This is a genomic window from Kitasatospora sp. NPDC029367, from assembly GCF_055569135.1.
In genome coordinates, this window is the sequence record NZ_JBVHYH010000047.1 from 52999 (window position 1) to 70814 (window position 17816).

Here is a 17816-nt window from a genome sequence, read left to right on the forward strand (position 1 = left end):
GTGCCTGGGCGATCCCACGGAGAGAAGGGGCCCGCCAGGAGACGCGCATAGAATCCCCCCAGAGGGGAGGGAGAAAAGGACACCCGCCCCCCCCCCCCCCCCCCCCCGGGGGGGGGGGGGGCGCCCCGGGGGCGCGGGCGGCGCTCAGCCGAGCGAGGCCCAGTTGTCGCAGGTCCGGTCGCCGTCGACCAGCCGGTCCGGGTGCCCGCTGCCGTCGGCGATCGAGATCCGGCGGTAGCTCTGGCCGCAGAACACCCAGAACTCGCTGCTGCCGCTGACCCGTTGGCGGTCCGGGACGGGCAGGAAGCAGTCCACCCGGCTGAGCCCGTTCAGCGAACTCCACTGGGAGAGCTCGCGGTCGGTGCGCTCCCGCACGTCGGTGTGGGAGGAGCCGTCGGCGATCGAGATCAGCCGGTACTGCTGGCGGCCGCTGGTGGTGTGGAAGCACCAGTACCAGCTCTTGCCGCCGACCCGCTGCTGGTCCGGTACCGGCAGCCAGCAGTCGACCTGGCCGACGCCGCTGAGCGAGCCCCAGTAGGTGAGGTCGCGGTCCGAGCGCTCCAGCGCGGTGGTGTACCGGCCGCCGCCGCAGGTGATCGAGACCAGGCGGTACTGCTGGCGGCCGCCGGTGCTGTGGAACACCCAGCACCAGCTCTTGCCGCCCGGGTCCTGCTGGTCCGGGACGGGCAGTACGCAGTCCACCCGGCCGACGCCCTGGAGGCAGGTCCAGCTGGTCAGCCAGGTGTCGTCCTCGACCTTGCGGTCGGTGTGGGCGGAGCCGTCGGCGATCGAGATGACCCGGCAGCGGTCGCCGTGGAAGGCCCAGTACCGGCTCTGGCCGCCCTTGCGGTACTGGTCCGGGACGCCGACGAACTCGTCGCAGGGGTAGGCCTTCACGGGCTGCGGCTTGGGCTGCCCGCCGGTCTGGGTGACCGTCTGGCCCGTCTGCCCGGTCTGGCCGGTCTGGCCGATCTGGGTGCCGGTCTGGGTGCCGTTCTGCCCGACCGGGGTGAGCCGGCCCTCGCAGAGCCCGCGCAGGATGCTGAGCGAGGGCATGAAGGCGTAGACCGAGCCGGTGGTCTGGACGAACTGCTGGAAGCTCACCGGGGTGTGGCTGATCAGCCCGTCCGGCCCCCGGCTCTCGAAGTCGACGTCCGGAGCCTCCTGGGTCACCGGGTCCTTGCCGGGCACCGGCCTGGGGCCGGCGTGGCCGGGCGGGACGGCGCCGCCGCTGTCCCGGTTCGGCGGGAAGTTCGGCTGGTCCATCCAGTCGGCCTGGATGAACTCGAACTGCCGCTGGATGTCGGCCTGGTAGCAGATGAACAGCAGCCCGCGCGGGTCGTCCGGGCCGCCCGGACCCTCGGAGGCCGGGTCGAACGGGGCGCCGTACGGGGTGCCCCGGCGGATGATCCGCCGGCCGTCCAGGATCCCGGCGTCGAACGGCGGCTTGTCCGGGCTCTCCTGGAGGCCGGCCCGCGGGCTGGTCTTGCGCAGGTGCGACCAGAGCGGCGTGACCAGGCCCTCCAGGTCGTCCCGGAAGTCGAAGTCGTTGTCGTTGGCGGCGCTCGGGCTGTTCGGGACGTCCCGGTCCTGGTGCTTGCAGACCGGCGCGCCGGAGCGCCAGCGGCCGACCATCCGGGCGGCCAGCCACTCGGCGGTGGCGCTCTCCGGAACGGCCTTGGCCTGCTTGAGCTCCCGCAGCTTGACCGAGACCTGTGACCACCAGCCGGGGACGTCCTGGGCGAGCCGGCGCACCACCTGGAAGGAGCCGTTGCGCGCCCACTCGGGGTACTGGGACGGCGGGCCGCTGAACCGGTCGTTCTCCAGGCCGCAGACGAACTCGCCGGCCGGGACCAGCCGGGTGCCCGGGTGGCCGTCCTCCTCCTCCGGCTTGGCCGGGTTCGGCCGGTCGAAGCCCCTGACGCCGGGCTCGCTGATGCCGTCCTTGAAGCCGAAGTGCTCCTTGCCGCGCCGACTGCCCAGCAGGGTCTGGGCGTTCTGCTGGTAGACGATCAGGACCCGGCACTCGGCGGCGGCGATCCGCTGCGCCTCGACGGCCGCCTGGAGGTCCCGTTCGGTGTCCGCGGAGATCTTGAGCAGGGCGTGGACGGGCTGGTTCTTCCCGTTGCCGAACAGCCAGTTCTCCGGGGAGTTGTCGCCGGTGTCGCCGAGCGCGCCGGCCCGCTGGGCCGAGCCCTCCTTGAAGGCCTCCAGGCCGCCGCCGACCGGCGGGGGTGTGGGGAACGGATCGGCTCCGGCCAGCATCCGCAGGCCCTCGTAGGTGAAGCTGACGCCCAGCCAGGTGGCGGTCAGCGACTTGGGGTCGTCGCCGCCGGAGGCGTGCCTGGCCTCGCTGAACGCCTCGTTGAACGCGGCGACCTGCCGGGTGGTGGCGATCTGCGGGGTCAGTCTGCGTAGCCAGTCGCGGGCGCGGGAGGCGTCCTCGAACTTGAGGAACAGGACGCTGACGTTGTCCTTCTTGAAGCCGGCCAGGATGTCACCCTGGATCTCCTCGCTCTCGCGCAGGCTCAGTTCCGTCGTCATCGTTCTCGGGCTTCCTTTCGGGGTGGGGGGTTTCAGGCGGAGAGCTGGATCCACTGCGCGACGCTGGGCACGCCCTTGTCGCTGAGCAGGAAGAGCAGGTACCAGCCGGGCGGGGCGGCCTTGGCGTCCGGCGGGGCCTGGAACTCCAGCCGGTTGCCGGCCCGGCTGGTCAGCCGCAGGTCGACGTACCGCTGGCTGGTGTTGACCGAGTGGGTGGAGGTGGTCGGGGCCAGCAGGACGGCCCTGGCGGCGAGGCCCGGGGTGGTGCTGGTGACGGTGAACTTCCTGTCGTACCCGACCGGCGCGGTGGGCGCGTTGGCGAGCGCGGGCCGGTCGCCCTGGTGGAGGTAGGGCGGTTCGTAGATCTCGATGGTGCCGTTCATGGTGATCGGGCCGGTGGTGCCCGGGACGCCGTCGACGGTGCCGTTGATGTCGGTGTTGTTGGCCATCTGCTGGAGCTCGTCGCCGGTCACCATGATCCGGCCGTCCGGCAGCACCACCGCGTTGGAGTGGTAGCCGCGCGGCAGCCGCTGGACCGGGCCGAGCTGCCAGTTGCCCTGGTCGTCGCGGAGTTCGATCTGGCGGTACTTGAGGTCGGCGTTCGGGTTGTACGGGCCGTTGCCGTAGTCGCGGATGTCGTAGGCGCCGTTGACCGTCATCAGCCGGCCGTTGGGCAGCAGCAGGGTGTCGTCCTGGGTGCGGCCGAAGGCGCGGGACTTCTCGGCGGTCCAACTGCCGTTGGAGAAGCGCAGGGTGCCCGGGTTGTCCCGGTCGCCGCCGAGGATCAGCGCGGAGTCCGGGCCGTTCGCCCCGCCGGGCAGCATCACGGCGGAGCCGTAGTTGCGCTTGCGGCCGTCGGGGCGGGCGGTGAGGTCGGCGCGGGTCTCCGCGACCGGGTCGAACTTCCACTGCTCGTTGGCCGCGCGGCCGAAGCCGTAGACGTTGCCGTCGTTGAGCGAGAACAGGTGCGGGTAGTCGAAGCTGAACGGCGCGTCGACCTTGAAGCGCTCGACCGGGTTGTTCTTGGGGGTGTCGGTCTTGCTCACCGGCACCGGGAAGGCCTTGGCGGGGAAGCGCTCGACCAGCGGGGTCGGGGTGCCGTAGCCGAGTTCGGACTGGCCGGACATGATCAGCTGGCGGCCGTCGGCCCCGGTGACCACCGAGGGGTACCAACGGCCCACCGACATGTCGGGGTTGCGGGTCCAGGTCTCCGTCCACGGGTCGAAGACCAGCGAGAGCTTGGCGCCGGTGCCGCCGTTGCCGCCCAGGTTGCCGCCGAAGACGCCGAGCATGCCGTTGGGCAGGAAGGAGTGCCCGGAGCAGAAGAACGGCACCGGGCGGGGCTCGTCCAGGCCGTCCGGCATGTCCGAGACCGGCGGGTTGACCTGCTTGAAGGCGTCCTTGCCGGTGCCCTTGGCCGGATCCCAGAGGAAGGCCCGGCCGGCGTTCTCCTTGCCGGTGGTCTGGGTCGGCGCGGGTTCCTTCTCGGGGTTGGTCTCGATCCGTTCGAAGGAGAACAGCAGCACCTTGCCGGTGGGCAGCAGGGCGACGTGGTCGCCGAAGTCGGGGGACGGGAAGTACTCCTTGAAGGCGCCGAAGGTCTCCGGGGCGAAGGCCTGTTGTGCTGGGCCTGGGAGGCGGTCAGGGCGTTGTACCGGTTGGTGCGGGTGGTCTGCGGGTAGTCGCCGATGCCGCGGACGGCCGCGCGCATCCGGGCGTGCTCCTCGGCGTGCTCCTGACCGAGGGCCGCGACCTCGTCCTGCCGCACCTCCTCGGCGACCCGGCGGGAGTCGACGTGCGGGGCGAGGTCGTCCCCGCCGTGGGCGAGCGCCGGGGCGGCGGCGCCCAACAGGCTTCCGGCGGTGACCGCGAGGACCACGGAGGTGGCCGGCAGCCGGCGGCGGCTCCGGGGCCCTGGCCGCGGGCGGAGTAGGGACGGGGGCATGGATCTCCTCGGGGAGGGAGGGCTGTTCGGGGGAGGGGGCGAATGCGGACGGACGGGCCGTGGGCGGGCGCGGTCCAGCGATGGTCGCCGACCGTCACAGAACATCACGGCGCGTGGTGGTGCGCATACGACGTACCTCCCTTGGAGCGGTCCCGCTTCCGGGGGGTGCGCTGGAACAGCCGAAGGGGCGCGCACCGTTCGGTGCGCGCCCCTTCGGAGCGGTGATCGCCGGCGTGGTAGCCGGGTGTCACACCATGCCCAGCGCGTACGCGGCGAACAGCGCCGCCGCCGTGCCGGCCAGCGCCTTGCCGGCCCGGGAGAAGGCCGTCCACGGCCCGTCGAAGCGCCGGGTGAACCACCCGATCGCCACCAGGGCGGCCCCGAACAGCGGCAGCAGGGCCAGCCGGGCGGCCACCCAGCCGAGCGAGTCCGGCGCGGTGGTCAGCCCCGGGACGGCGCCCAGGCCGGCCGCGCCGGGCACCGCCACCGCGAGCATCGCGCTCTGGTGCCAGCAGAAGATCGTCATCGCCGACAGGTTGACCGCCACCACCGGCAGCCACAGCAGCGGACGGCGGGTCAGCAGCCGGCCCAGCCGCTCCCGCAGCAGCACCGCCGCGCCGCACTGCACCGCGGCCAGCGCCAGCACCAGCAGGGACGGCGGGTGCGAGTTGGTGCGCTCGACGCCCGGCACCCCGACCATGCTCGCCGGGTAGTGGAACACCACCAGCAGGACCGCGAACAGCGCCGCACCGCCGAACAGCAGCACCCGGGCGGCCGAGCGGCCGAGCCGGCCCTGCGCCCACAGCACGCCCAGCTGGTAGCCGAACATCCAGCCCGGCAGCAGGTTCAGCAGCCCCAGCCAGGACGGCACCGCCTCGGCCCACGGCCCGTACCGCAGCAGGTCGACCAGGGCGACCGAGGCCACCAGCAGCCCCGCCGACCACGCGCCGAGCCGCCGCCCGAAGGCCACGCAGAGCGGGGTGAGCGCGGTCAGCGCCAGGTACACCCCGATGTACCAGAGCGGCTGCACCACCAGCGTGGCGCCGGTGCGCAGGGTGTCCGCGGGCACGCCGAGCCGGGGCAGCAGTGGGATCAGCAGCGCCCACACCGCCGTCACCCCCAGCACCGGGCGCAGCAGCCGGACCGTCCGGGCCCGCAGCCAACTCCCGTACGTCAGGCCCTTCTCCCGGGCCCGTTCCAGCGAGCGGACCGAGGAGTGGCCGCCGACCAGGAAGAACACCCCGAGCATCTGGAGCACCCAGCTGGCCGGGGCGAAGCCGCCGAGCGCGGAGAGCGGGCTGGCGTTGTGCAGGGCGCCGTCGGCGGAGCGGGTCAGGCCGCCGAGCATCCAGTGGCCGATCGGGACGGACAGCAGGGCGAGGGCGCGCAGGCCGTCCAGGGCGCGGTCGCGGCTCGCGGGGGTCTTCGCGTCGACCTTCGCGGCGGCGCGGCGCAGCGTGGTGAGGGCGTGGGCCATGGTGGTGCTCCTTCCTTGGCGGGGTGCGGGGGTTCAGCGGCCCTGGGCGATGGCGGCGTAGGCGGTGAGCGAGGCGGTGCCGGGGGCGAAGTAGCCGGTGTGGCCGTGGGACCCGGTGGACGGCAGCGGGCGGGCGCCGAAGCCGGGGTCGGTCGGGTCGGCGCCGTGGCCGAGGCCGAGGAAGCGGACGTTGGGCACCTTGCCGATCCAGTCCGAGCCGTTGCGGGCGGTGGCCCAGAGCGGCACTCCGGGGTCGAGGTCGGCGGCCGAGTCGACGCCCATGCCGGGCGAGCCGAGCACCACCAGGGCGGAGGCCCGGGCGGGGGTCGGGCGGGCCAGGCCGCAGACCACCGAGCCGTAGCTGTGGCAGAACACCGTGGGCGGGGCCTGCGGGGAGGTGCCGGCGGCGAGTCCGTCCAGGAACCGGTCGAGGCGGTCGGCGCCGGCCCGGGCGAGGTCCTCGGTGGCGGCGTCGAGGCCGACGCCGACCGGGGTGGTGTAGCCAGCCCAGGCGATCACGGCGGTGTGCCCGTCGGTGGCCCGGTACAGGGCGCGGGCCATGCCGGCGGGGGTGCCGTACGGCTCGGTGGCGCGGTCGAAGGTGAGCAGGTCGATGTCCGAGCCGGGGACGATCACGGCGGTGCGGGGGGCGGTGGTGAGGTCGCCGAACACCTCGGCGACCTGGCCGCGGCCGCGCGGGTCGAAGGCGAGGACCTGCCGGCCGCCGTCCAGCAGGGTGCGGTAGCGCTCGGCGCGGGTGCGGGCGGCCTGCTGGTCCTGCGGGGTGAGGGCCGGGTCGGCGGCCCGGGCGAGTTCCCGGTCGCGTTCGGCGGTGAGGGCCAGGGTGTTGGCCCGGTACCGGAGCGGGACGGGGGCGCCGTCCAGGTTGCCGACCACCAGGGGGTGCCGGGCGGCCAGGGCCTGCTGCTGGGCGGGCGTCAACCCGGCGAAGAAGGCGGCCACTTGGGCGGGCGTGCTGGTGGCCGGGTCGGGGAGGCGGAGGCCGAGCGCGGTGTCGGCGGTCCAGGCGGCGCTGCCGGGCGGCGGGCCGGTGACGGCGGCCTGGCTGTCGGCGGCCCAGCCACCCGCTCCGAGCACCGCCGCCAGCGTCAGCGCGGTGGCGACGAGCGCCCGCTTGGTACGGAGCTTGCGCATGTCCCTGTTCTCCCTCGTCGGTTCGGCAGCCGGCTTCGGCTTTCGACGAGGAGGAAGGTAGGAACACGGCGGCCCCGCGGACGTCACACCGCGGGGCCAACTACCCGGTGCTACCGGGGTATGAGGGGGATAACCCCCCTTACTCGCCGGGGGTCACCAGGCCCGACTCGTAGGCCAGCACCACCGCTTGGGCGCGGTCGCGCAGGTCGAGCTTGGCGAGGATGCGCCCGATGTGGGTCTTGACGGTCTGTTCGGCGAGCACCAGCTTGGCGGCGATCTCCTGGTTGGACAGGCCGCGGGCGATCTGCTCCAGCACCTCGGTCTCCCGCGGGGTCAGGCCGTTGAGCCGCAGCTTGGGGTCGCGGCGCTTGGCGGGCCGGTTGCGGGCGAAGTCGGCGATCAGCCGCCGGGTGACGGAGGGGGCGAGCAGGGCCTCGCCGGCCGCGACCACCCGGACCGCGGCGATCAGGTCGGCCGGCGGGGCGTCCTTGAGCAGGAAGCCGCTGGCCCCGGCGCGCAGTGCCTCGTACACGTAGTCGTCCACGTCGAAGGTGGTCAGCATCAGCACCTTGGGCCGGTGGGCGCCAGGGACGGCGGGGTCCAGCAGCCGCCGGGCGGCCTCCAGGCCGTCCATGACGGGCATCCGGACGTCCATCAGGACCACGTCCGGGTGGGTGCGGCCGCTGACCTCCAGGGCCTGGGCGCCGTCCGCCGCGTCCCCCACCACGTCGATGTCGCTCTGGACGCCCAGCAGGGCGGCGAAGCCGGCCCGCACCATGGCCTGGTCGTCGACGATGATCACGCGGATGGTCATGCGGGTGTCTCCCCGGGGGTGTCTGGGCGTTGGGACGGGTCGAGCGGCAGTACGGCGGCCACCTTGAAGCCGCCGTCCGGCAGCGGGCCGGTGTCCAGCCTGCCATCGACCAGCCGGACGCGTTCACGCATTCCGACCAGGCCGTGCCCGGTGCCCTCGGCCGAGGCCTCCAGTGACTCGGTGCGCTGCGGCGGGGGCGCGTTGACCACGGTGAGCCGCAGTTCCGGGCCGTCCGCCGACAGCGACACCCAGGTCCGGGCGCCGGGCGCGTGCCGGACCACGTTGGCCAGCGCCTCCTGGACGATCCGGTAGACGGAGAGGCCGACGGCCTGCGGCACCCGCTCGGCCAGCCCCTCGGCCACGGCCAGTTCGGCGGGCACCCCGGCCCGCCCCACCGTCTCGACCAGCTGGTCGAGTTGGGCCACGCCCGGCTGCGGGGCCTTCTCCCCGGAGGCGTCCTCGCTGCGCAGCACCCCGAGCAGCCGGCGCATCTCGGCCAGCGACTCGCGCGCGGTGCCGGCGATCGCGGTGAACTCCTCGGCGGCGTCGTCCGGGACGCCCTGGATCCGGTAGGGCGCGCTGGCGGCCTGCACCGCGATCACGGACATGTGGTGGGCCACCACGTCGTGCAACTCCCGGGCGATCCGGGCGCGTTCCTCCAGCAGGGTGCGCCGCTCACGCTCCACCTCGCTGATCTGTTCCTGCTCGGTGAGCAGCCGGCGGGCGACCGCGCGTTCCCGGATGGCCCAGCCGAACAGCAGGACGGCGCCGCTGAGCGCGATCAGCAGCACGGTGGTGCCGTCGCCGGCCCGGGGCAGCCCGAGGGTGGTGGCGAGGACGGTGAGCAGGACGGTGGCGACCCAGACCGCGAGCACGGTGCCCCGGCGCTCGCGCAGCCCGAGGGCGAGCAGCAGGAAGAGGTACGAGACGATCATCGACGCGGTCCACGGCCAGGTGCCCATCACCTGCTGGTGGCGCGCGGTCACGGCGGCGGTGAGCACCAGGGTGGGGGCGCTGATCCACCAGGCGGCCAGCGGCCGGGTGATGGCGAGGATCAGCGGGGCGGTCTGGGCGACGGTGAGCGCGGCGGCCACCGGCAGCACCAGGCCGTAGAAGCTGGCCAGGTTGGCGATCCCGGTGGGGATCAGCGTGGCCTGGAGCGTGATCGCGACGACGTACGGGATGCGGCGCACCCAGCGTCGGCGGGAGCTCCCGAGCAGCGGGGTGTCGTCCTCGCTGGGGCTGGTCAGGTGCAGCCGCAGGGTGCGCAGTTGACGGGCGGCGAACCTGCGGGCGTCGGCGGCGGTGAGCGTCTTCATCGTGGGCCAGCCTAGGAGGGCCGGCCCGCGGCGGGCGTCGGACTGGAGCGCGAACTTCCGGGCGGTACCCGGGTACGGGGTGATACCCGGGTACTAGTCGCGCCAGTGGCCGGCCAGGGCGGGGCCGAGCTGGTCGAAGTAGCGCTCGATCACCACGACCATGCCCTCGGGGCCGGCCGGTTCCTGCTCGGCGGTCCAGGACAGGTGGGCGGCGCGCAGCAGGCTGCCGAAGACGGCGGCGAGCACGACCGGGCGCAGGTCCTCGGCCGGGTCGAGGCCTTCGCGTTCGGCGAGCACCTGGACCACCAGCCGCTCCTGCTCGGTGACCCGGCGCAGGTGGGCGGCGAGCAGGGCGGGGGTGTCCTCGATGATGCGCAGCAGTTCGAGGGCGCTGCCGATGGAGCCGGGGCCGGAGGTCCGGGCGTTCCCGAGGTCGCGCCAGGCCTGGACGATCGAGGCGCGCAGGGCCTGCAGCGGGGTCTCCTCGGCCGGCCGGTGGCGCAGGCAGTGGATGAAGTAGTCCTCGGCGTCGGACATCACGGCGAGGGCGACCTCGTCCTTGTTGGCGAAGTAGCGGAAGAAGGTGCGCTGGGAGACGTCGACGGCGGAGGCGATCTCGTCGACGGTGGTCCTGGCGAAGCCCTGGCCGAGGAAGAGCGCGTGGGCGGCCTGCACCAGGGCGTCCCGGGTCTGCTGCTTCTTGCGTTCCCGCAGACCGGGGGCCCGGCCGAGGTCCTCCGGGGTGCCGACGGGGTGGGGGGTGCGAGCGGCCATGGCGGGGGCCTTCCGGGGCGCGGGTGTGGCGGGTGGGAGCACAACCTTAGCCGCCTGACAAATGTCAGTTCCGGTCACAAGTCACTGTTTGCCGATTGTCAGTCGCTGACATAATCTGCCGGAGTGGCGCTCGTCGGCCGGGCACTCGTGGGGACGGGTGGGTCGTCGCGGCGCCACGCCACGTTCCGGTCCCTGTCACGCCCCCGGAGGGCCCCAGATGAGTCAGTCCGTCGTGAAGAACTCCGAGGCGGACGCGGCGCCGCCGTCGAAGCCGCCGGCCGGGGGAGGGCTCAAGGGGCACCCCTGGCTGACCCTGCTGACCGTCGCTGTCGGCGTGATGATGGTCGCGCTGGACGGCACGATCGTCGCGATCGCCAACCCGGTGATCCAGGAGAAGCTCAAGGCCGCGCCCTCCGAGATCCAGTGGGTCACCAGCGGCTACCTGCTGGCGCTCGCGGTCTTCCTGATCACCGCCGGCAAGATCGGCGACCGCTTCGGCCACAAGAACACCTTCCTGGTCGGCGCGGTCGGCTTCGCCGCCACCTCGGCCGCGATCGGCTTCGCGGGCAACATCCAGACCGTGATCGCCTTCCGCGTCCTCCAGGGCCTGTTCGGCGCGCTGCTCCAGCCCGCCGCGCTCGGCCTGCTGCGCGGGGCCTTCCCGGCCGAGAAGCTCAACATGGCGATCGGCATCTGGGGCGGGGTGATCGGTGCGTCCACCGCGGCCGGCCCGATCGTCGGCGGCCTGCTGGTCGAGCACGTCAACTGGGAGTCGGTGTTCTTCATCAACATCCCGGTCGGCCTGGCCGCGGTGGCCCTCGGCCTGTGGATCCTCAAGGACGTACGGGCCGAGAAGGCCGCCAGGTCCTTCGACCTGCCGGGCATCGGGCTGCTCTCGGTCGGGATGTTCGCGCTGGTCTTCGGGATCATCAAGGCCCCCGAGTGGGGTTGGGGCGACGCCCGGACGCTGCTGTTCCTGGGCGGCGCGGTGCTGCTGATGGTGCTCTTCGCGCTGTGGCAGGGCCGGGCGAAGGAGCCGCTGATCCCGCTCAGCCTGTTCCGCTCGGTGCCGCTGTCGGCGGGCGTGCTGCTGATGGTGCTGATGGCCTTCGCGTTCTTCGGCGCGATCTTCTTCGTGACCTTCTACCTCCAGAACGTGCATGGGATGAAGCCGGTCGACGCCGGCGTCCACCTGCTGCCGATGACCGGCATGATGATCGTCGGCTCGCCGCTGGCGGGCATCGCGATCGGCAAGCTCGGCCCGCGGATCCCGATCATGGTCGGGATGCTGCTCACCACCGGGGCGATGGTCGGCATGTCCACCCTGGACACCGGCTCCGGCACCGGCGTGATGTCGCTCTGGTTCGTCCTGATGGGCCTCGGCATCAGCCCCGTCATCGTCGGCGCCACCGAGGTCATCGTCGGCAACGCCCCGCTGGAGCTGTCCGGTGTGGCCGGCGGCCTCCAGCAGGCCGCGATGCAGGTCGGCGGCAGCCTGGGCACCGCCGTGCTGGGCGCCCTGATGGCCGCCAAGGTCGGCGACGTGCTGCCCGGCAACTGGGCCAGGGCGGGCCTGCCGGCGATCGAGGACCCGCAGGCGGCCGCGGGCCTCAAGCAGGCCGCCCAGCTGGGCATCACCCCGCCGGCCCCGCCCGGCACCCCGCAGCAGGCGGTGGACGCGATGGCCGGCGCCGTGCACCAGTCCTTCGTCAGCGGGATGTCGCTGGCCTTCGTGGTGGCCGCGGTGGTGGCGTTCGGCGCCGCCCTGCTGGCCCTGCTGACCCGCCGCGGCGAGACCGACGCGGGCCCGGCCGTGCACATCTGACCGGCCGGTGGGCGGCCCCGGACTCCGTGGCGGAGTCCGGGGCCGTCGTGCTGCCCGGGGGCGCCGCTCAGACCCGGGTGAGGGCCACCAGCGGGACCGTCCGGGCGGCCTTGCGGTAGTCGGCGAACTGCGGCTGGGCGGCCACCTGGCGGGCCCAGAGCGCGTCGTGCTCGGCCGGGTCGACGGCGGCCGCCACGGCCGGGTAGCGCTCGGCGCCGAGCTCGACGGTGACCTCCGGGTGGGCGACCAGGTTGCGGTACCAGACCGGGTCGGTGTCGCTGCCGCCGTTGGAGGCGAAGACCACCAGCCGCTCGCCGTCCGGCAGGTAGACCAGCGGGGTGGTGCGCGGCTCGCCGCTGCGGGCGCCGACCACGGTGAGCAGCAGCAGCGGCATCCCGGCGAGGTCGCCGCCCACCACCCCCTCGGCGGTCCGGAACTCGGCGATCACCTTGCGGTTGAACTCTCCCGCGCCGTCGGCGGGTTCGGGGTGGCGGTTCGCACCCTGGTCCGTGCTCTTGTTCGTCATGCCGTCGAGCGTAGGACCTGACACCGGTGTCAGGTGCGAGAACGCCGAAGGGCCGGACCCCGTACGGGAGTCCGGCCCCTCTCAGGCGCTAGCGGGCGATCAGGCGTCGCCGCCGGCGGCACCCGGGTCGGCCGCGGCCACGTCCAGCAGCTGGTAGCGGTCGATCGCGTCCTTCAACGCCGAGCGGTCGATCTTGCCCTGCTTGGCGAGCTCGGTGAGCACGCCCAGGACGACCGACTGCGCGTCGATGTGGAAGAAGCGACGGGCCGCACCGCGGGTGTCGGCGAAGCCGAAGCCGTCGGCGCCCAGCGACTGGTACTGGCCCGGCACCCAGCGGGCGATCTGGTCCGGAACGGCGCGCATCCAGTCGGACACGGCGACGAACGGGCCCTCGGCACCCTGGAGCTTCTGGGTGACGTACGGGACGCGCTGCTGCTCCTCGGGGTGCAGCAGGTTGAACTCCTCGGCCTCCACCGCGTCGCGGCGCAGCTCGTTCCAGGAGGTCGCGGACCAGACGTCGGCCTTGACGTTCCACTCCTCGGCGAGGATGCGCTGGGCCTCCAGGGCCCACGGCACGGCCACGCCGGAGGCGAGGATCTGGGCCGGGATCTGGCCGGCGGTGGCCGGCGCGTACCGGTGCAGACCCTTGAGGATGCCCTCGACGTCCACGTTCTCGGGCTCGGCCGGCATCTTGATCGGCTCGTTGTAGACGGTGAGGTAGTAGAACACGTCCTCGCCGTGCGGGTGCTCGGCGCTGGAGCCGTACATCCGCCGCAGACCGTCCTGGACGATGTGCGCGATCTCGAAGCCGTACGCCGGGTCGTACGCGACGACGCCGGGGTTGGTCGAGGCCAGCAGGTGCGAGTGGCCGTCGGCGTGCTGCAGGCCCTCACCGGTCAGGGTGGTACGGCCGGCGGTGGCGCCGATCACGAAGCCGCGGGCCAGCTGGTCGGCCATCTGCCAGAACTGGTCGCCGGTGCGCTGGAACCCGAACATCGAGTAGAAGACGTAGACCGGGATCAGCGGCTCGCCGTGGGTCGCGTAGGACGAACCGGCGGCGATCAGCGAGGCGGTGCAGCCGGCCTCGGAGATGCCGTCGTGCAGCATCTGCCCGGTCGGCGACTCCTTGTAGGCCAGCAGCAGGTCGCGGTCGACCGACTCGTAGGTCTGGCCCAGCGGGTTGTAGATCTTCGCCGAGGGGAACAGCGAGTCCATGCCGAAGGTGCGGTACTCGTCCGGCGCGATCGGCACGAAGCGGTTGCCGATGCCCTTGTCCCGCATGAGGTCCTTGAGCACCCGGACGAACGCCATGGTGGTGGCGATGGTCTGGTTGCCGGAGCCCTTCTTGACCGCCTTGTACACGTCGTCGCCGGGCAGTTCCAGCTTGCGCGGGCGCACCTTGCGGGTCGGCACGTAGCCGCCCAGCTCGCTGCGGCGGTCGTGCATGTACTGGATCTCTTCCGAGTCGCGGCCCGGGTGGTAGTAGGGCGGGTAGCCCTCGTCGAGCTGCTTGTCGGTGATCGGCAGGTGCAGCCGGTCGCGGAAGCGCTTGAGGTCCTCGACCGTCAGCTTCTTCATCTGGTGGGTGGCGTTGCGGCCCTCGAAGTTGGGGCCCAGCGTCCAGCCCTTGACCGTCTGGGCGAGGATGACCGTCGGCTGGCCCTTGTGCTCGCGGGCCGCCTTGAACGCCGCGTAGATCTTCTTGTGGTCGTGGCCGCCGCGACCCAGGTGCTGGATCTGCTGGTCGGTCATGTTCTCGACCATGGCGCGCAGGCGCAGGTCGCCGCCGAAGAAGTGCTCGCGGATGTAGGCGCCGGTCTCGGTGGCGTAGGTCTGGAACTGGCCGTCCACCGTGGTGTTCAGCTTGTTGACCAGGACGCCGTCGCGGTCCTGCGCGAGCAGCGGGTCCCAGCTGCGATCCCAGACCAGCTTGATCACGTTCCAGCCGGCACCCCGGAACTGGGACTCCAGCTCCTGGATGATCTTGCCGTTGCCGCGGACCGGGCCGTCCAGGCGCTGCAGGTTGCAGTTGACCACGAAGGTCAGGTTGTCCAGGCCCTCGCGGGCGGCCAGCGAGAGCTGACCGAGCGACTCGGGCTCGTCCATCTCGCCGTCGCCGAGGAAGGCGTAGACCTGCGAGTCCGAGGTGTCCTTGATGCCCCGGTGCTCCAGGTAGCGGTTCATCCGCGCCTGGTAGATCGCACCGAGCGGGCCGAGGCCCATCGAGACGGTCGGGAACTCCCAGAAGTCCGGCATCAGCCGCGGGTGCGGGTAGCTGGACAGGCCGTACGGGGCCTTCGACTTCTCCTGGCGGAACGCGTCGAGCTGCTGCTCGGTGAGTCGGTCCAGCAGGAAGGCGCGGGCGTAGATGCCGGGGGAGGCGTGACCCTGGAAGAAGATCTGGTCGCCCGACTCGCCCTCGGCGTCCTTGCCGCGGAAGAAGTAGTTGAAGCCGACGTCGTACAGCGACGCGGAGGAGGCGAAGGTGGCGATGTGCCCACCGACGCCGATGCCCGGGCGCTGCGCCCGGGAGACCATGACGGCCGCGTTCCAGCGGGTCGCGTTGAGGATCTTGCGCTCGATCTCCTCGTTGCCGGGGAAGAACGGCTCGTCCTTGGTCGCGATGGTGTTCACGTAGTCCGTGCTGCGCATCTCGGGCACGGCGACACGCTTCTCGCGGGCGCGCTCGATCAGCCGCAGCATCAGGTAACGGGCACGCTCACGCCCCCGCTCGTCGATGGCCGCATCGAGCGACTCCAGCCATTCCGCGGTCTCCTCGGGATCGAAGTCCGGGACCTGACTCGGAAGGCCGCCAATGATGATCGGGTTGCGATCGGATCCGGAAGCCACGCTGTTCCTTCACTGTCGGTCGAAACTGAGGTGTGTCGCGCCGCCTCCATCGTGCTACCGCGCTCGGAGATCCGTCATCTCTACCGATCGGTAACCGTTCCGCCTGGTGGGCGGAACGGTCTGGTGGCGCGCGTCGCGGGCTTCTTCGTCCGCTCCGAACACCCCCGGGTGTTACGAAAAGAGGTGGTCCGACCTGGTGTCCCGTCCGCCCGATGGCGGGCGGCCGGGGTGAGGGCCAACAGGAGACTCTACGCCCGCGCACGCGCGGACCCCGAATGCCGTTCGCATCTCGGGCACGCGTACGGCCTGTGGGCCGGGACCACCCGAAGCATCCTTGTCCCATGCAGAGAAGGGCAAATCGGTGTGATTCCCGACACGTCGCCCGGCGTGTTCCGGTGCGACACGTCAACCTTTGGGGGGGATCGGCGGTCGGGTACTTGCGCGAACCGCCGCGCCCGTGTGGACTACGGCCACAGCCTCGGCATGGATGCCGGGCCGAATACTGGAGGTTATTCCCGTGAGCGCGACCGCGGACCCCGCGGACAAGTCCAACCCGGCGACCCGTCTCGGCTTCGAAGAGGGCCAGATCGTCCAGGAGCTGGGGTACGACGAAGACACTGACCAGGATCTCCGTGAGGGCATCGAGGAGATCACCGGGACGGAGCTCGTCGACGAGGACTACGACGACGTCGCGGACGCCGTCCTGCTGTGGCACCGCGACGACGACGGGGACCTCACCGACTCCCTCGTCGACGCCCTGGAGTACCTGGCCGAGGGCGGTCTGATCTGGCTGCTGACGCCCAAGACCGGCCGGGACGGCCACATCGAGGCGTCCGACATCGCGGACGCGGCCCGCACCGCCGGTCTCTCCCAGACCAGCTCGATCGCGGTGGCCAAGGACTGGGCGGCGACCCGGCTGGCGACCAAGTCCACGGCGAAGCAGCCCAAGCAGCGCTGAACGGGTCCTGAGCCCCGCGCCGGGCCCCGACGGAGGATCTCCTCCGTCGGGGCCCGGCGCTTTTGCCTGTGGCGCTTCTGCCGGCGGCGCTTTTGCCTGCGGCGTTCTTGCCCGCGGCGTTCTTGCCCGCGGCGCTACGTGTGCGGCCGGGTGATCCGGGCGTTCCGGGTGTTCGCTCAGGGCGGAAGGGGTGGGCCTTCCGCCGGGCCGGGTCATCCGTTCGGCCCAACGTCGGTCAACGGATGCGAGGATGTCGCCTGCCGTGCCCGCCGCGCGGCCAGGTCGCGTCAGAAAGGTCCCGCTCATGGCCATCGAGATCGGCACCCAGGCTCCGGACTTCGAGCTCGCCACCCAGCACGGGGAGACGGTCCGGCTCGCCGACTTCCGCGGCCGCAAGCACGTCGTCCTGGTCTTCTACCCGTTCGCCTTCACCGGCGTCTGCACCGGTGAGCTGGGCGCGATCCAGCGCGAGCTGGCCGGGCTCCAGAACGACCAGGTCCAGGTGCTCGGCGTCTCCTGCGACTCGCAGTTCTCCCAGCGGGTCCTCGCCGACCGGGAGGGCCTGGAGTTCCCGCTGCTGGCCGACTTCTGGCCGCACGGCGAGGTCACCCGGGCCTACGGCGTCCTGGACGAGCGGAAGGGCTGCCCGCTGCGCGGCACCTTCGTGATCGACAGGGCCGGCACGGTGCGCTGGAGCGTCGTCAACGGCCTCCCGGACGCCCGGGACGAGCAGGAGTACCTCAAGGTGCTGGCCGGCCTCTGAGCCGCCCGGGTGGCCCCACGGGGCCCGTGCGACGCTCCGGCCCCGCCGTTCGGGCGTGCGTACGGGAACCCGGTACTACGCTCGGGCCGTTGGCGGAGTGCGGCGAACGTCCGTTTCTCGTCGGTCGGCGTCGCGAACCGCACCACCCGGGGGCACCACCCGTGCCTCCCGATTCTTGGAGGACACGTGGGAGTCAGCCTCAGCAAGGGCGGCAACGTCTCGCTCACCAAGGAGGCGCCGGGTCTCCAGGCCGTCGTGGTCGGCCTGGGCTGGGACGTCCGGACCACCACCGGGACGGACTTCGACCTGGACGCCAGCGCGCTGCTCTGCAACGAGCAGGGCAAGGTCGCTTCGGACGGGAACTTCGTGTTCTTCAACAACCTGAAGAGCCCGGACGGCTCGGTCGAGCACACCGGCGACAACCTGACCGGTGAGGGCGAGGGCGACGACGAGGCGATCAAGGTCAACCTGGCCACCGTCCCGGCCGACGTGCAGAAGATCGTCTTCCCGGTGTCGATCTACGACGCCGAGAACCGCGGCCAGAACTTCGGCCAGGTGCGCAACGCGTTCATCCGGGTGGTGAACCAGGCGAACAACGCCGAGCTGGCGCGCTACGACCTCTCCGAGGACGCCTCCACCGAGACCGCGATGGTCTTCGGCGAGCTCTACCGCAACGGCGGCGAGTGGAAGTTCCGCGCCATCGGCCAGGGTTACGCCTCCGGCCTGCGCGGCATCGCCCAGGACTTCGGCGTCAACGTCTGATTCCTCCTGCGGCGCAAGGCTCTTGCGCGGCCCCGGGGGGGGGGGGGGGGGGGGCGGCGGTCGGGGGAAGTACCGTTTCCTTGGGCTCGTGCGGTGGTCGTTTG

Annotated in this window: 14 protein-coding genes; 5 read left to right on the forward strand and 9 right to left on the reverse strand. The window is 72.3% G+C overall.

What is annotated here, in order from left to right; translation table 11 throughout:
* Nucleotides 1-144: 144 nt before the first annotated feature.
* On the reverse strand, nt 145-2544 hold the full coding sequence (locus ACZ4W5_RS24095; RefSeq protein ID WP_465656788.1) for a Dyp-type peroxidase: 2400 nt from the start codon (nt 2542-2544) through the stop codon (nt 145-147).
* A gap of 32 nt (nt 2545-2576) precedes the next feature.
* Nucleotides 2577-4070 carry a galactose oxidase-like domain-containing protein gene (locus ACZ4W5_RS24100; protein ID WP_465656790.1) on the reverse strand — a complete coding sequence of 498 codons (1494 nt, stop codon included), beginning with the start codon at nt 4068-4070 and terminating at the stop codon, nt 2577-2579.
* 191 nt (nt 4071-4261) lie between these two features.
* Here ACZ4W5_RS24100 and ACZ4W5_RS24105 point away from each other — a divergent pair, with 191 nt between their 5' ends.
* Nucleotides 4262-4477: a hypothetical protein gene (locus ACZ4W5_RS24105; RefSeq protein WP_465656791.1), complete on the forward strand. Its 216-nt coding sequence runs from the start codon at nt 4262-4264 to the stop codon at nt 4475-4477.
* A 259-nt stretch (nt 4478-4736) separates the two neighbouring features.
* Here the strand turns inward: ACZ4W5_RS24105 and ACZ4W5_RS24110 are convergent, their stop codons facing one another.
* From ACZ4W5_RS24110 to ACZ4W5_RS24130, 5 genes are all read right to left on the reverse strand, one after another.
* Nucleotides 4737-5966 (reverse strand): acyltransferase family protein, encoded by a 1230-nt coding sequence (locus ACZ4W5_RS24110; protein ID WP_360228502.1) that lies wholly within the window; start codon nt 5964-5966, stop codon nt 4737-4739.
* A gap of 33 nt (nt 5967-5999) precedes the next feature.
* The gene (locus ACZ4W5_RS24115) at nt 6000-7121 is read right to left on the reverse strand and encodes an alpha/beta hydrolase (RefSeq protein WP_360228499.1); all 1122 of its coding nucleotides are present in this window, start codon (nt 7119-7121) and stop codon (nt 6000-6002) included.
* 139 nt (nt 7122-7260) lie between these two features.
* Entirely contained in the window at nt 7261-7935 is a 675-nt protein-coding gene (locus ACZ4W5_RS24120; RefSeq protein WP_360228496.1) for a response regulator transcription factor, read from the reverse strand.
* Nucleotides 7932-9254 (reverse strand): sensor histidine kinase, encoded by a 1323-nt coding sequence (locus tag ACZ4W5_RS24125; RefSeq protein ID WP_465656792.1) that lies wholly within the window; start codon nt 9252-9254, stop codon nt 7932-7934. The genes ACZ4W5_RS24120 and ACZ4W5_RS24125 overlap by 4 nt, the downstream gene beginning before the upstream one ends.
* Before the next feature lie 93 nt (nt 9255-9347).
* Nucleotides 9348-10028: a TetR/AcrR family transcriptional regulator gene (locus ACZ4W5_RS24130; protein WP_360228490.1), complete on the reverse strand. Its 681-nt coding sequence runs from the start codon at nt 10026-10028 to the stop codon at nt 9348-9350.
* 217 nt (nt 10029-10245) lie between these two features.
* Between ACZ4W5_RS24130 and ACZ4W5_RS24135 the strand changes: the two genes are divergently transcribed.
* Nucleotides 10246-11853, forward strand: coding sequence for an MFS transporter (locus ACZ4W5_RS24135; protein WP_465656793.1), 1608 nt, complete (start codon nt 10246-10248; stop codon nt 11851-11853).
* 67 nt (nt 11854-11920) lie between these two features.
* Here ACZ4W5_RS24135 and ACZ4W5_RS24140 read toward each other — a convergent pair whose 3' ends face one another.
* The gene (locus ACZ4W5_RS24140; protein ID WP_360228484.1) at nt 11921-12379 is read right to left on the reverse strand and encodes a nitroreductase/quinone reductase family protein; all 459 of its coding nucleotides are present in this window, start codon (nt 12377-12379) and stop codon (nt 11921-11923) included.
* Nucleotides 12380-12478: 99 nt separating this feature from the next.
* Entirely contained in the window at nt 12479-15229 is a 2751-nt protein-coding gene (gene aceE / locus ACZ4W5_RS24145; protein WP_402483702.1) for a pyruvate dehydrogenase (acetyl-transferring), homodimeric type, read from the reverse strand.
* 517 nt (nt 15230-15746) lie between these two features.
* On the opposite strand from aceE, the gene ACZ4W5_RS24150 reads away from it, so the two are divergent.
* From ACZ4W5_RS24150 to ACZ4W5_RS24160, 3 genes are all read left to right on the forward strand, one after another.
* Nucleotides 15747-16187 carry a DUF3052 domain-containing protein gene (locus ACZ4W5_RS24150; protein ID WP_360228478.1) on the forward strand — a complete coding sequence of 147 codons (441 nt, stop codon included), beginning with the start codon at nt 15747-15749 and terminating at the stop codon, nt 16185-16187.
* A gap of 304 nt (nt 16188-16491) precedes the next feature.
* Complete coding sequence (locus ACZ4W5_RS24155; RefSeq protein ID WP_360228475.1) at nt 16492-16950, forward strand: peroxiredoxin; 459 nt, start codon at nt 16492-16494, stop codon at nt 16948-16950.
* 186 nt (nt 16951-17136) lie between these two features.
* A complete protein-coding gene (locus ACZ4W5_RS24160) occupies nt 17137-17712 on the forward strand; it encodes a TerD family protein (RefSeq protein ID WP_360228472.1) in 576 nt (191 codons plus the stop codon).
* Nucleotides 17713-17816 lie beyond the last annotated feature (104 nt).

Bases quoted from the DNA above. Each gene is read 5' to 3' on its own strand.
- ACZ4W5_RS24095 (WP_465656788.1), bottom strand. From the start codon at position 2,544: ATGACGACGGAACTGAGCCTGCGCGAGAGCGAGGAGATCCAGGGTGAC.
- ACZ4W5_RS24110 (WP_360228502.1), bottom strand. From the start codon at position 5,966: ATGGCCCACGCCCTCACCACGCTGCGCCGCGCCGCCGCGAAGGTCGAC.
- ACZ4W5_RS24115 (WP_360228499.1), bottom strand. From the start codon at position 7,121: ATGCGCAAGCTCCGTACCAAGCGGGCGCTCGTCGCCACCGCGCTGACG.
- ACZ4W5_RS24120 (WP_360228496.1), bottom strand. From the start codon at position 7,935: ATGACCATCCGCGTGATCATCGTCGACGACCAGGCCATGGTGCGGGCC.
- ACZ4W5_RS24125 (WP_465656792.1), bottom strand. From the start codon at position 9,254: ATGAAGACGCTCACCGCCGCCGACGCCCGCAGGTTCGCCGCCCGTCAA.
- ACZ4W5_RS24130 (WP_360228490.1), bottom strand. From the start codon at position 10,028: ATGGCCGCTCGCACCCCCCACCCCGTCGGCACCCCGGAGGACCTCGGC.
- ACZ4W5_RS24135 (WP_465656793.1), top strand. From the start codon at position 10,246: ATGAGTCAGTCCGTCGTGAAGAACTCCGAGGCGGACGCGGCGCCGCCG.
- ACZ4W5_RS24140 (WP_360228484.1), bottom strand. From the start codon at position 12,379: ATGACGAACAAGAGCACGGACCAGGGTGCGAACCGCCACCCCGAACCC.
- ACZ4W5_RS24155 (WP_360228475.1), top strand. From the start codon at position 16,492: ATGGCCATCGAGATCGGCACCCAGGCTCCGGACTTCGAGCTCGCCACC.